The 13,712-nt window shown below is 42.8% G+C and carries 10 protein-coding genes and 1 pseudogene; 7 read left to right on the top strand and 4 right to left on the bottom strand.

All coding sequences use genetic code 11. The features are described from left to right. The first annotated feature begins 68 nt into the window (after positions 1-68). Together ACTXGH_RS06220 and dusB are read left to right on the top strand one after the other, a co-directional pair. Positions 69-2,111 carry a BCCT family transporter gene (locus ACTXGH_RS06220; protein ID WP_439295981.1) on the top strand — a complete coding sequence of 681 codons (2,043 nt, stop codon included), beginning with the start codon at positions 69-71 and terminating at the stop codon, positions 2,109-2,111. Between the two features lie 136 nt (positions 2,112-2,247). Further along, entirely contained in the window at positions 2,248-3,285 is a 1,038-nt protein-coding gene (dusB, locus tag ACTXGH_RS06215; RefSeq protein WP_439260752.1) for a tRNA dihydrouridine synthase DusB, read from the top strand. A 56-nt stretch (positions 3,286-3,341) separates the two neighbouring features. On the opposite strand, the gene ACTXGH_RS06210 is transcribed toward dusB, so the two are convergent. The 4 genes from ACTXGH_RS06210 to ACTXGH_RS06195 form a co-directional block, all read right to left on the bottom strand. Beyond that, positions 3,342-3,761 (bottom strand): DUF1622 domain-containing protein, encoded by a 420-nt coding sequence (locus tag ACTXGH_RS06210; protein WP_439260834.1) that lies wholly within the window; start codon positions 3,759-3,761, stop codon positions 3,342-3,344. Positions 3,762-3,814: 53 nt separating this feature from the next. Further along, positions 3,815-4,282 (bottom strand): hypothetical protein, encoded by a 468-nt coding sequence (locus ACTXGH_RS06205; protein WP_439260753.1) that lies wholly within the window; start codon positions 4,280-4,282, stop codon positions 3,815-3,817. 359 nt (positions 4,283-4,641) lie between these two features. Further along, complete coding sequence (locus ACTXGH_RS06200) at positions 4,642-5,172, bottom strand: inorganic diphosphatase (protein WP_439260754.1); 531 nt, start codon at positions 5,170-5,172, stop codon at positions 4,642-4,644. A gap of 236 nt (positions 5,173-5,408) precedes the next feature. After that, entirely contained in the window at positions 5,409-6,290 is an 882-nt protein-coding gene (locus ACTXGH_RS06195) for a lipoyl protein ligase domain-containing protein (RefSeq protein ID WP_439296069.1), read from the bottom strand. A 320-nt stretch (positions 6,291-6,610) separates the two neighbouring features. On the opposite strand from ACTXGH_RS06195, the gene ACTXGH_RS06190 reads away from it, so the two are divergent. The 5 genes and pseudogenes from ACTXGH_RS06190 to ACTXGH_RS06170 all read left to right on the top strand — a co-directional run bounded on the left by ACTXGH_RS06190 (position 6,611) and on the right by ACTXGH_RS06170 (position 13,552). Further along, the gene (locus ACTXGH_RS06190) at positions 6,611-8,089 is read left to right on the top strand and encodes a coniferyl aldehyde dehydrogenase (RefSeq protein ID WP_439260755.1); all 1,479 of its coding nucleotides are present in this window, start codon (positions 6,611-6,613) and stop codon (positions 8,087-8,089) included. Positions 8,090-8,395: 306 nt separating this feature from the next. Next, positions 8,396-10,339, top strand: coding sequence for a glycine betaine ABC transporter substrate-binding protein (locus ACTXGH_RS06185; protein WP_439295980.1), 1,944 nt, complete (start codon positions 8,396-8,398; stop codon positions 10,337-10,339). Between the two features lie 119 nt (positions 10,340-10,458). Beyond that, complete coding sequence (locus ACTXGH_RS06180; protein WP_439295979.1) at positions 10,459-11,385, top strand: ATP-binding cassette domain-containing protein; 927 nt, start codon at positions 10,459-10,461, stop codon at positions 11,383-11,385. A gap of 183 nt (positions 11,386-11,568) precedes the next feature. After that, positions 11,569-12,234 (top strand): protein-L-isoaspartate(D-aspartate) O-methyltransferase, encoded by a 666-nt coding sequence (locus ACTXGH_RS06175; RefSeq protein ID WP_439295978.1) that lies wholly within the window; start codon positions 11,569-11,571, stop codon positions 12,232-12,234. Continuing rightward, a pseudogene (locus ACTXGH_RS06170) lies at positions 12,224-13,552 on the top strand (erythromycin esterase family protein). The gene ACTXGH_RS06175 and the pseudogene ACTXGH_RS06170 overlap by 11 nt, the downstream one beginning before the upstream one ends. The last annotated feature ends 160 nt before the right edge of the window (positions 13,553-13,712 follow it).

Below are 13,712 nucleotides of genomic sequence, written 5' to 3'. Positions count from 1 at the left end.
TTAAAAAAACAGATGTTATATAAGCGTATCATATACCCATTCAAATTTATGATTTTTGAGAACCCTTTATGAGTAAGCTATCTCGTTCGACTATTTTGATGCCGGTATTTATACCGACTGCTGTGGTCATGGTATTGTTGGTGATCGGTGCTTCGGTCAATCCACAACTGGCAAGTGGTTTGTTTGCACAAGTGCTGGGCTTTACTACCGAGACTTTTGGTTGGTTTTATATGCTGGCCACAGCGCTGTTCTTGATGTTTATCGTGATTTTGGCATTTTCACCTTATGGTAGTATTAAGCTAGGACCTGATCATGGTACGGCGCAATATAATTTTATTGAATGGATCTCTATGCTGTTTTCGGCAGGATACGGTATCGCCTTATTGTTCTATGGTGTTGCTGAGCCTGTGATTCATTTTGCTACGCCGCCGCTGTCAGAGCCGCAAACAATTGCTGCAGCCAAAGAGGCCATGCAAATTGCGTATTTCCATTGGGGTTTTCATATTTGGGCTATTAACGGTGTGGTGGCACTCACCTTGGCTTATTTTGCTTTTCGACATGGTTTACCTTTGTCAATGCGCTCGACGCTGTATCCGATAATTGGCGAAAAAATCCATGGCCCCATCGGTCATGCGGTTGATGTATTTGCTATTTTGGGTACTTTATTTGGCCTAGCAACCAGTTTGGGTATCTCTGTCTCGCAAATTAACACTGGCTTGAACTACTTGGTGCCGAGTATTCCAGTTAATACCACCGTACAGGTTATTGCAATCACCGTAATAACAGGCTTGGCCTTGATATCAGTGTTGGCGGGTATGGATAAGGGCGTCAAACGCCTGTCTATTTTAAATATGACACTCGCGACCTCCCTGATGCTGTTTGTATTTATCGTCGGTCCTTCAGTGTTTATTCTAAATGCCTTTATGGAGAACACAGGCAGCTATCTGGGCAATATCGTTGAACGTACCTTTAGTTTGCAAGCCTATCAGCAAGGCGATTGGATCACCAGTTGGACGCTGTTTATTTTTGCATGGACGATTTCATGGTCACCGTTTGTCGGCATCTTTATTGCCAAGATTAGCCGCGGGCGTACTATTCGTGAGTTTATCGCCGGTATAATGCTAGTACCGACTATCTTCACTTTCTTTTGGTTTGCCGTGTTTGGTGATACGGCGCTAAATATGATTATGGTACAAGGCTATGAGTCACTAATTACTGAAGTACAGAACAACCAAGCTATCGCTCTATTTAAGCTGCTTGAAAACCTACCATTTACTCAAGTGGTATCTGGTCTAGCGGTCGTACTTATTATTACCTTTTTTATCACTTCTTCTGACTCTGGATCGTTAGTGATTGACTCGCTAGCTGCAGGAGGGCGTAGTGACACGCCAGCATGGCAGCGTACGTTTTGGGTGGTGATATTGGGTGTTGTCGCCTCGGTGCTGCTGCTGGCAGGTGGGCTACAAGCTCTGCAAACGGCAGCCATCGTCAGTGCTTTACCGTTTACGATGATTATCTTGATTGCAATGTTTGGTATGTGGCGGGCGCTGCGTATTGAAGGTCACCGTGATGAAAGCTTAGCAAATGAAAACCGTTTGCCACCGCATCTGCTTAAGCTTGAGTCATGGCGCAATCGGATTGATTACATCACTGAGCAGCCAAGCCGCGAGGATGTTTTGGGCTATATTAAAGGGACGGTCATGACATCGATGAAGGAGGTGGCGGAGAAGTTTAAGGAAACGGGTTGGAATCCTGAAGTCAATTACGATGACACCAATAACCGGGCAGTATTAGAACTACAGTATGGCGATGATGTGGAGTTTTGGTATGAAGTGCGGTTGACGCACCAAGACATACCTGATTACTATAAGGACAGGGTCAGCAGTGAGATATCGCAAGATCACTATTACCGTGCCAAGGTCCATTTGCGCCGCGGTGGTCAGGTTTATGACTTGTACGGTTATCAATCAGAGTCGGTGATTAACGATATCATCGATCAGTTTGAAAAATATCTATACTTTTTAGAAGAGTCGCCTAATAGCTTACCTTGGCGTATGCAGGAACATGATGACGATATTACGCTAGAGCAGGGCAGTGTGTTTGATAAGTAGCATGTTTGATAAATAGTTGGTTTCATTGTTGAAACTGAATGTTTATTGTTGCAAGTTATTCACCTGAATGGCTTGCATTAAAACCAAGAACCCTTAGAATAACGGCTTGTTTTCTATGCAAATCAAGCCGTTTTTTATGTCTATAAATAATCCAGCCCACGCTGAATCGGTCGTACAATCTGCCAGCGATCATCCATTGTTGCAGCCGCTTAATATTGGCGGTTTGTCGATTGAAAATCGTCTGATGGTCGCACCTATGGCAGGGGTGACGGACAATCCTTTTCGTAGGCTGTGTAAGTCGTTTGGCGCAGGTCATGCAGTCAGCGAGATGATTATCGCTGATACAGCACTTTATGCGCGCAAAAAATCTCTCTATCGTGCCAATTTTGATAATGAAATCGCGCCAATTTCTGCGCAGATAGCAGGAGCTGAGCCGGATAAACTTGCCGAGGCAGCGCATTATCAGATTGATAATGGCGCGCAGATTATCGATATCAATATGGGCTGTCCTGCCAAAAAAGTCTGTCGCAAGCTGGCAGGTTCGGCGTTGTTGCAAGACGAAGACTTGGTCGCGCGTTTATTAGATGCTGCGGTAAATAGCGTCAATGCGCCGGTGACATTAAAAACGCGCTTAGGTTTTGAAAATGGACGAGAGAATATTTTGCGCGTGGCGAAGCGAGCAGAGCAAGCAGGCATTGCTGCCATTGCTATTCATGGGCGCACGCGTGAGGATATGTATACCGGTGAAGCGCGTTATGAGCTGATACGAGAAGTCAAAGAGAGTATTAGTATTCCCGTCATTGCCAATGGCGATATCGATAGCGCGCAAAAAGCCCAACAGGTCTATGAGATGACAGGATGTGATGCGGTGATGATAGGACGGGCCGCCCAAGGACAACCGTGGTTATTTCGGGATATTGAGCATTTTTTACGTACTGGTGAGAGCCTTGACGCGCCAAGTGTTAGCGAGATAAAAGACATCGTACTGGCCCATCTACAAGAGTTATATGATTTTTATGGTGAATACTCAGGTTGCCGTATTGCCCGTAAGCATATCGCTTGGTACACCACTGGCATTCCCAACTCTAATGCTTTTCGCCAAGCAATGTATGGCGAGGAAAGTACCGCTGGACAGTTTCGCGTGGTCGAAGATTTTTTGCAAACGCACGAATAACTTAAATAAATGTCATACCAAAAGTATTATCTATAATCCGCATTTTGAGTCTGAGCTTAAGGGTCTAAATCTGGGCTTGGATTTAGATTATCAGAATTTTCATTATAAAGTTTTTGATTCACACGCTGTGCCCCCTGCGGTGATTTTTCTTTTTGCCACGGGAAGCGTCCTTCTAGCTCGACTTGTAGTGATAAGCTTAAAAAAGTTCGAATGAGTACAATAAAACCTAATACTAAAACGCCGCGTAACGTCGGCTCTGTGACCACGGTTGCCATAATGTCGGCAGCGATGAGCACCTCTAAGCCTAATAAAATAGACTTACCAACGGTCTGTCTAATCTCGACATAGGTATCATGATTGAAGCCATTAGTTAATCGTATGCCGCGATAAAACGCAAAGAACAAACCGAAAAACATAATAAGTACACCAATGATTTCAACTACCTTGGCAACCAAATCGATATAATGGGCTAGCATTTCTATCAAAATATATCCTTATTATCAAAAATCTTAGTTAAGTAAAGAACTAGTTAACCAAAGACCCGCCATAATATCCAAAACAATCCTGCCATGATGGCTGCAATCACTAAAAGCCGCTTAGCCAAATAAGGGATGAGCGGTTTTTTATAGCCTATATCATCCAATTTACTATCGACGCCTTTTTGTAAGCTTCTAAAACCTTGCTCAGGTTGCGTTGTTTTGACGCGGTGCTTGACAAGCGTTTCAGTCGTGGTCTCTACCTCTGGTTCTCTATCGAAACTTAAAGCTTCATTTGGGATGCCTTGTCTATTGGCAATTGTAGTTAGGTTTTGATGTTGTTTATTCTTAATCTCGGTCTCATAGGCGTCAATACGTAATTTTGCTGCGTCCATGCTGATGTTTTCGTCTTGAGCCAACGTCTTGATTGCCATCACTAGATTGCCTTTTTCGACCATCATACCAATAGACTTGGGTAGCTTTGCACTGACAGGTTTTGAGTTTGAGTCGGAGTTAAACATGATGGTCCTTGCTATTTGATGACGTTAGAGCGCTTGTTAAGAATGCCAACCATTATAGCAATGTTATCTCTATAAAATTATTGTTCGATGGTATCGTTAATACTAAATTAAATGGATACACCAGATTATGACGCGAGACTGGGAAAAAATTTTCTTGCGTGCTGTGTCTACACTGACAGAGACTGCGCAAAACTTGTCCCAGTCTTACTGACTCTCTTTTTATTGGCCTGACTATAAAGCAAAACCTTTACAACTTGATAGTTTTTCAATATGACCTAAATTTACACAAAAAAATACCGCCGTCATAAAGATGATTGCGGTATTTTAAATAATGCTTACTTATCACCTAAAGCAGTAGTTTACATATCTTTCCAGCGTTGGATAGACTCTTTGATGACTTCTTTCGCTTCCGTGACATCACCCCATGATTCGACCACGGTAGTACCTGCTTTTTTCAGGTCTTTGTAGTGGCTAAAATGGAAATGTAGCTGCTTAATGAGCTGTTCTGGCAAATCTTCTAAGCTGTTGTAGGCATTACCATTGTTGCGATCATCAGCTGGTACGACGACGATTTTGTCATCTACTTCGCCATCATCGACGAACTTCATCACACCAATAACCTTGGCTTTTAAGAAAATACCAGTCGTTAATGGCTGCTCTGTAATAAGCAGTGCGTCAAGCTCATCGCCATCTTCATCAAGGGTTTGCGGGATAAAACCATAGTTGCAAGGTTTGGCAAAAATCTGTGGATCAATACGATCAAGCTCGAACACAGCCAATTCGCGATTCCACTCAATTTTGTGACTGCTGCCAGTTGGGATTTCGACTACGACATTAATAATGCCGCCATCAACATCGCCTGCGTCTAAGATTTTATTGAAATCTGCCATAAAATACTCCTATCTGCTCTTGTTATAAATACTTGATTGGCTAAAAATGTTTAAAGGATGATATGTGGCGTAGGATGTGTATCGCTGCGCCTAATTTGTACCGCCTGCGAGTATAGCAAGTTTGACTTAAATTTTCTTGTTAAGCTTAAGTCTAAGAAGGCACGATATTATGCAAAATAAGACTCAATACTTTAGATTGGCATAAGACGATTAATATAAAGTAGTGAGACCAGCTGTTATTTATAAGAAGCAATCGGTCGCAATTCAATCAGACCAGCATGACGTTTGGCCACATTATCGATAAGTTTTTGGGTAACTTGCTCATAACTCAATGCTGCGCTCATTTGCAGTTCTCGCTTTGCATCATTATTCATTGACACAAAATCAGCCAATCGTAGCATTTGCATGCCAGCATAACCGCAAGGGTTAATCGCATTAAACGCTGACAAGTCACAATCTAAATTAAGTGCAATGCCATGATAGCTAAAGCCATGTTTAATCTTAAAACCTAATGAGGAAATTTTACCTAACATAATAGTGTCTTCTACTGACGAGTCAGATTGTTTATCTATATCGCTATCATCATCAGTATCGTTATCGTACGTATGAGACATGTTGGCATATAAATAGACACCCGGCGCATCACGGCGCGAATGAGCGCTAATAGTGCTACTAACATCGTTACTATCCGTTGGCGGCAGGATTTGTAGACAGTCGTTGACGACATCTTCTATCGCTTGTTCGGCATGTGATACTAGATTTCGAACACTCCAGCCAAGACTGTGTAAGTCAAATAGCCAATATACTACCAGTTGTCCATGGCCATGCCACGTGACTTGTCCACCGCGATCGGTCTTAATGATAGGCGTGTCTGTATGCTGTAGTATGTGCTCTTCTTTACCTGCCTGACCTAGGGTATAGACATCATTATGATCAACTATCCATAACTCATCAGGCGTACGTAAGCTTTGCTCTTTCTTTAAAGCAATGCGCTCAAGTGTGCGCTCAAGCATCGCATTATGAGTTGCATTATAGTCTGCAGAAGATAATGACTTACTGACAAGCATATCGCTTATTTGTGAAGCCTGTTGCGATGTTTCTTGTGAGGTTGTTTGCATAGTTTTTAGTGTGTGCTTTGGCATGAGGGTCAGCTTCTTATTGTGGTAGGTGCAATTTGTCGTATTTATGATTTGTTTAAGAGAGAATAATACATAATTAAAGATAATAACGAGTTTAGCAGTTTTTGCTATTATCACCCAGTCTGTAGATGACAGCTTATTTTATAAATAGGTTAATGTAGCCAAGTACTGCTTTAAAAGACAGCTGGTGCAAACCTATCAGTATGTGAATCAACCTTTTCATTCCTCACTCGATACGCTACATTAAGTAGCAACTGGCTAGAGTGCTTTCACTTTAGCATGTATGACAAGGAAGCAACATGACAGATAATGACCAAACTATAAACAGCGAAGCGATAAATAATCAAACGTCAATTGACTCTCAAAAGCCATTGAGTATTATTACGACGATAGCGCAATTACAAGCAAATTTTTCGCGCCTACAAACCTTGAGCCGTCATCAGCCCATTACTGATTGGAGCACGCGTGAGAGTCAGTTAGACAATCTAGAAGCGCTATTGAGCGATAATCAAACAACCTTAGCCAAGGCTATTAGTGCAGACTTTGGCTATCGTAGCGAGTCAGAGACGCAGTTTGCAGAGCTATTCCCTAGCTTTACGGGTATCAGTCATGCCAAAAAACATGGTAAAGCTTGGATGAAAACCCGCCGCGCATCCATATCAGCTTTATATATGCCTGCGCATAACGAGATTCAGCCGCAGCCCTTAGGCGTGGTCGGTATCATGGTGCCATGGAATTACCCATTATATTTGGCGATAGGGCCGATGATTGATGCCTTGACTGCTGGCAATCGAGTAATGGTTAAAATGAGTGAGGCTGCACCAAAATTTGCTGAGGCATTTGCTAAAGCAGTCGCGCATTATTTTTCATCAGATATGGTCTGTGTCGTACTGGGAGAAGTCGATATTGCTGAAGCTTTTAGTAAGCTGCCGTTTGATCATCTGCTTTATACTGGCTCTACTGCTGTCGGCAAAAAAGTCATGGCAGCAGCAGCACCGAACTTAACACCAGTGACACTTGAGCTGGGCGGTAAGTCGCCAGTCATCGTGCTCGATGATGTGAATTTAGAGAACGCAGTCAATCGCGTAATGATGGGCAAGACCCTTAACGCTGGTCAAACTTGTATCGCGCCTGATTATGTGTTGATTCAACGTCAATATCATGAGCGTTTTATTAGCCTAGCAAAAGAGTGGATGCAAAAACATTATCCTAATATTGGTAACAATCAAGACTATAGTCACATTATTAATGACGACCAGTTTAAGCGTGTAGCAGGTTATTTACAAAAATTGCCAGAAGAACGTGTACAGCCGCTTACTGATGTTAAGGCAAGTTCTGAGACACGTTTGATGCCTCCGGTTGTCGTTACTGATCCTGAAACGGACAGTGACGTGATGCAGGAGGAGATTTTTGCACCGATTCTTCCATTAATGGACTACGAAACACTTGATGATGCCATTCGTTTCATTAACGAGCGACCTCGTCCGTTAGCATTATATGTATTTGGTAATAATGATCGCGACGTTGATAAAGTACGCACGCATACGGTGTCGGGTGGTGTTTGTATTAACGAGGTCATCTTGCATGTGGCCCAGCATGATATGCCATTTGGCGGAGTAGGTCACTCAGGTATGGGGGCCTATCACGGTAAAGCAGGATTTGAGCGCTTAAGTCATATGAAGCCTGTCTTCGTACAATCGAAGCTTAATGGTATGAATTTGTTGTTGCCGCCTTATGGTGAGCTATTTAAAAAAGGTATGGCTCTGCTGTTAAAGTAGTTAATATTTAAGCTTCGTTATTTAAAGTATCAAAGCGTCTATTAGCATAGGCGCTGTTTTTTTATTTGAAATATAGTCAGTTTTTAAAAAAAGAGCTAAAACCATTAGCATGTACTACCAATTATAAGCTTTTTTTAGTCAAAAAAAGCACTAGTGATGAATAAGTAAGCGTTTGTCATCAATACTATAAATCGCTACACTTCGTAATATTACTAGATGGTAGTTGTGGTAAATTTATATTTCTGGTTAGCAATAAACTTTAATATTGATAATGACTGGCTAAAATAATAATAAATAGGACATAACATGCGCCAATGGATTGCGTTAAGTTTACTTTGTATGAGCGCGTTGTTACTGCCAATATCGGCATCAGCAGCCTGCCAATCACCTATCAAATTTGGCGCGCTGACTTGGGAGAGTGGTCAGTTTATCTCTGGTGTGCTTAAGTACATCACTGAAGATGGCTATGACTGTACGATCGAAGAAGTACCAGGAGCAGGCCCTGCGCTTGAGACGGCATTGTCACAGGACGATATTCAAGTCATTGGTGAGCAATGGGTTGGACGCTCGCCGATTATGGAACAAGCCATTGAACAGAATAAAGTGGCAGTCATTGGCGATACGCTCAAGGGCGGCGCAACTCAAGGTTGGTATGTACCCAAATATGTCTTAGAAGAAAACCCAGGTTTACGCAGTTATCAAGATTTGCCTAAATATGCTGAGTTATTTCCAGACCCTGAAGAACCTGGTAAGTCACGTTTTATGAACTGTCCATCGGGCTGGGCATGCGAGGTTTTTAATACTCGTTTGCTTAAAAATACTGGTTTAGACAGCACTTTTAATAATGCCCATCCTGGTACTGGAGCAGCTCTTGATGCTGAGATTGCCTCTGCGTTTGAGCAGCACAAACCGCTACTATTTTATTACTGGCAGCCTACGGGTTTGATGGCGAAATATGACTTTGCGTCATTAGAGTTCCCAGCTCATGATAATGCCTGCTGGCAAGATCTGTTACGAGCTGATGGTACCGCTGATTGTGTGTCTGGCTTCCCTGTGTCTCCTTTAGGTATTGCAGTATCCACGCCTTTTATAGAATCTAATCCTGAGCTCGCTGATGTCTTCAAAAAGGTTCAATTCACCCCTGACAAGCTCAATGGCGCTATCTTAGAGATGAGTGAGACTAAGCGTAGTGGAGATGAGCAAGCGTTAGCGTTTTTACGTGATAACCCAAATGTTTGGCAAGATTGGTTGTCTGATGAAGCAGCCAAGCGTCTAGCTGCTAAGTTAGGTATAAGCTTAACAGGCGCAGCTGTTACTAATACTGGCATTGTTAATGACAGTGCAGCCAGTGACAATCAATTAGGTCTAGCATCAAGCTTCCCTTCTTGGTCACTTGAGACTCCGCTGAATAATACTTTGGCAAGCGTCGTTCAAAATTATGGTGATGTGTTTCGTACCATCAGTACGATGGCATTAACCTATCTATTACTACCCATTGAGCGTCTGTTAACCGTTATTCCACCATGGATCATTATCGCGCTTGTAACGATACTAGGATGGTTTGGTGTCCGCAAAATATGGTTTGCGCTAGCCTGTGGTGCAGGGCTATTTTTAATTGGTGCTTTTGGTCTATGGGGCGCGCTCATCGATACCTTAGCGCTACTGATTGTATCAGTATTGGTTACGGTAGTGATTGGTATTCCTATTGGTATTGCCATGTCAGGTAGCAAGATACTTCGTAAGATTGTGACACCTGTACTAGATGTGATGCAGACCATGCCAAGCTTTGTTTATCTTATTCCGGTACTTATGTTGTTCGGGATTGGTAAAGTACCGGCGCTGTTTGCCACAGTCATTTATGCACTGCCGCCACTCATACGTCTAACGACTTTGGGTATTACTCAAGTCAATCATGAAATGGTCGAGGCAGGACGCTCATTTGGTAGCACTCATTTGCAGCTGCTTGTCTGGATTAAGCTGCCCCAAGCACTGCCTAGTATCATGGCGGGGATTAATCAAGCAGTAATGATGTCGCTTGCTATGGTAGTACTGGCTTCCATGATTGGTGCACCTGGTCTTGGCGAAGATGTCTTGCAATCTATCCAAACGCTCAATATCGGTCAAGGCTTACAAGCAGGTACCGCTATTGTCATCGTTGCTATTATTATCGACCGTATTACTCAAGCTTTTGGTCAAGGTAAGCGTGCGCGTCAAAAAACCATTGAAGGGGGCAAACGTCCGATTGGTTAGGAGTTTGCTTGGCGTTAAGGTGCACATGCCCCGTTAAAAATGAGCGTAACAAACAGCGAAAGTGACAATAACGAAAACCATAACAACGACAACAATAAATACCAATAGCGAGAACCACGATGAATCATATCCAATTAGAGAATATCAGTAAGATTTATAATGCCAATAGTACGCAAGCACAGTCTGCACTGACGTTACTGGCTGAGGGTATGGACAGCATTAAGGTGAAAGAGCAAACTGGCTATTCGGTTGGGCTATATGATATTAATCTGAATGTTAAAGCGGGCGAGCTGCATTGTATTATGGGTTTGTCAGGCTCTGGCAAGTCAACATTGATACGCCATATCAACCGCTTAATTGATCCAACCAGCGGCAAAATATGGGTAGATACCTCTATCAATGCAAAAAATATCAATACAAAAAATACTGCCAATGTGCAGCCAACTACAATGACTGCTGACAACATTAAAGACCCAGTAGGATCTGAAAAATCATCTTCTGCGATCAATGTGTTAAAGCTTGACGATAAAGGGCTACAACACTATCGCCAGCAAACCGTTAGCATGGTGTTTCAGCATTTTGGCTTAGTGCCTCATATGACCGTCATGCAAAACGTCGCTTATGGTTTGCGCGTCCGTAAAATGAGTGTCAGTGAGCGCCATGAGGTTGCCCGGCACTGGCTTAATGAAGTGGGCTTGCAAAATTTGGAACACAGCTATCCTGATGAGTTATCAGGTGGTATGCAGCAGCGTGTTGGGCTTGCGCGCGCGCTGGCAACAGACAATCCTATTTTGCTGATGGATGAGGCGTTTTCTGCACTTGATCCACTGATCCGTGCTCAATTGCAAGATCAGCTGCTTGAGCTACAAGAGCGGTTGAATAAGACCATTGTCTTTATCACGCATGATATCGATGAAGCGGTCAAAGTCGGTCAACGTATTAGTATCTTAAATGGTGGGCGCTTAGTGCAAACGGGCACACCGCATGAGTTACGCTACCATCCAGCCGACGACTATGTCGCCCAGTTTATGAGTGCTAAAGCCTAAAGTAAGTAAAACATCTATAAACTAAAAAGAATGTAAGCCAGCTAAAAGCAATTGTCATAGTCTTTGGAAAAGCGTATAGCCAACAAATAAATTTTTCTCAGTTATGTATGTTTATCTATTTTATTTGGGACTGACGATATCAATGGTATTGACTACTCCAAAATAAAAATTAAGGAAACCATCATGGATAATTTTGAAGAACTAAGGCAGCAAATGATAGATCGCCAACTTGCAGCTCGCGGCATTCACGATCAAACAGTGCTTAATGCGCTAGGTACGGTACCACGTGAAGCATTCATACCTACAGATCTCATCGAGTTTGCTTACAAAGACTCACCCCTACCTATTGAAGAAAACCAGACCATCTCACAACCCTTTATCGTTGCTTTGATGACGGCGGCACTTGAGTTGAAGTCAGACGACCGCGTACTGGAAGTCGGTACAGGGTCGGGATATGCTGCAGCTGTGCTTGCAGAGATTTGTGAGCATGTCTATACGATTGAGCGCCACAAAGCTTTGGCAGATACTGCCCAAATGAGACTAAAAAAATTGGGGTATACCAATGTTCAGGTCAAGCATGGCGATGGGACACTTGGGTGGGTAGATTATGCTCCTTTTGATGCCATTATAGTTGCAGCAGGAGGACCTGAAGCGCCGCAAATCCTCAAAGAACAGCTCGCCATCGGCGGACGTATGGTCATTCCCGTTGGCTCAACATTGAAGTCACAAAAACTGGTTCGTATTCGGCGTATCAGTAAAGAGGAATATGAGACAAAAGATTTGGGAAGTGTTCGTTTTGTACCTCTGATTGGTGCAGCAGGTTGGAAGGAGAAAAGGGATGAAAGCTAATAGAGCTTTGTCTGAATTGATTGGTCAATCAAGTGAACATTTTGCAAGTATTGATGACGTCAATCTAGATAATCTCATGGAGCGTATTGGAGACAGCCGTGTTGTATTGCTTGGCGAGTCATCACATGGCACGGCTGAATTTTATGAGATGCGCGCACGTATTACCAAAGAGCTCATAGAAAAGAAAGGCTTTACTATTGTCACTGCTGAAGCGGACTGGACAGATGCTGCGCATATCCATCATTATATTCATGGAAGAGAGCAAGATGCTTTGCTACAGAATAAACCTTTTTCCAGATTTCCTACTTGGATGTGGGCTAATCAATCCATGCTTGAGTTTACCCATTGGCTTCATGCATACAATACTAAAATTGAGAATGCTAAAACTGAATCTTCAGAACAAAAAGTAGGTTTGTATGGTCTGGATTTATACAGCTTATACAGTTCTATTGACAGAGTATTGGACTATTTGCAAAAAGTGGATCCGAAGACTGCAGAAATTGTCCGCGGGCGTTATGATTGTCTGATACCTTGGGCAGATGACCCTGCTTTGTACGGCCGTGCAGTGATGACCGAGCAACATAAAAGTTGTGAAGCAGAAGTACTCAAAAATCTGCAGGATTTACTCAAGACAGAGTTAGAGCATTCTAAAGCTAACGAAGAGCAGTTTTTTGACGCCAAGCAAAATGCTCAGCTAATAGCCAATGCCGAACGCTATTACCGTACCCTATATTATGCTGAAAACAACTCATGGAACCAGCGCGATCAGCACATGTTTGACACACTACAGGCAGTGCTTGAGTTTAGAGGCACCCAATCAAAGGCAGTTGTTTGGGCACATAATTCCCACCTTGGTGATGCTTGAGCAACCCAAATGAGTACACGTGGCGAATTAAATATAGGCCAATTGGCGCGTCAAGAATATGCTGACAAAGTTTATAATATAGGTTTTGGTACTGATCATGGTACGGTTGCTGCTGCGTCTAGCTGGGGCGGGCCCATGGAGATAAAACAAGTACAGCCATCACATATTGACAGCTATGAACGTATTTTTCACAAGGTCGCTGCTGATAATTTTCTTTTACCACTGCGCTATCCACTACATAAAGACATTCGTAAAAAATTGCTTCCAGAGCGATTAGAGCGAGCGATAGGCGTCATTTATAGACCTGAAACTGAGTTACAGAGTCATTACTTTTATGCCTCTTTGCCAGCCCAGTTCGATGAGTACATCTGGTTTGATAACACGCGTGCCGTTGAAGCGCTGCCAAAACAGCGAGAGGAAGGATCATTCGATACCTTCCCGTTTGGTTATTGAGAATACGCTCTAGGCAATCGTAGTAATTTTGCTGCAATCAACAGCGAATTCTGAAAAAAACAACAAACTTCGTTATACTTGACCTTTTATTGATGACTCATGAACAGTAATCATCTTGAGCTTATCAATCACCTATTATGTCGCTTTAAGTGTTAGGTGA

The sequence above is a fragment of the Psychrobacter sp. 1Y10 genome (assembly GCF_052259005.1).
Classification (GTDB): Bacteria; Pseudomonadota; Gammaproteobacteria; order Pseudomonadales; family Moraxellaceae; genus Psychrobacter; species Psychrobacter saeujeotis.
This window is presented reverse-complemented; position numbering and strand designations above follow the sequence as displayed.

Excerpts from the sequence above, each read along its gene's own strand:
- ACTXGH_RS06175 (WP_439295978.1), top strand. The coding sequence starts at position 11,569 with ATGGATAATTTTGAAGAACTAAGGCAGCAAATGATAGATCGCCAACTT.
- ACTXGH_RS06210 (WP_439260834.1), bottom strand. The coding sequence starts at position 3,761 with ATGCTAGCCCATTATATCGATTTGGTTGCCAAGGTAGTTGAAATCATT.
- ACTXGH_RS06190 (WP_439260755.1), top strand. The coding sequence starts at position 6,611 with ATGACAGATAATGACCAAACTATAAACAGCGAAGCGATAAATAATCAA.
- ACTXGH_RS06185 (WP_439295980.1), top strand. The coding sequence starts at position 8,396 with ATGCGCCAATGGATTGCGTTAAGTTTACTTTGTATGAGCGCGTTGTTA.
- ACTXGH_RS06220 (WP_439295981.1), top strand. The coding sequence starts at position 69 with ATGAGTAAGCTATCTCGTTCGACTATTTTGATGCCGGTATTTATACCG.
- ACTXGH_RS06205 (WP_439260753.1), bottom strand. The coding sequence starts at position 4,282 with ATGTTTAACTCCGACTCAAACTCAAAACCTGTCAGTGCAAAGCTACCC.
- dusB (WP_439260752.1), top strand. The coding sequence starts at position 2,248 with ATGTCTATAAATAATCCAGCCCACGCTGAATCGGTCGTACAATCTGCC.
- ACTXGH_RS06195 (WP_439296069.1), bottom strand. The coding sequence starts at position 6,290 with ATGCAAACAACCTCACAAGAAACATCGCAACAGGCTTCACAAATAAGC.
- ACTXGH_RS06200 (WP_439260754.1), bottom strand. The coding sequence starts at position 5,172 with ATGGCAGATTTCAATAAAATCTTAGACGCAGGCGATGTTGATGGCGGC.
- ACTXGH_RS06180 (WP_439295979.1), top strand. The coding sequence starts at position 10,459 with ATGAATCATATCCAATTAGAGAATATCAGTAAGATTTATAATGCCAAT.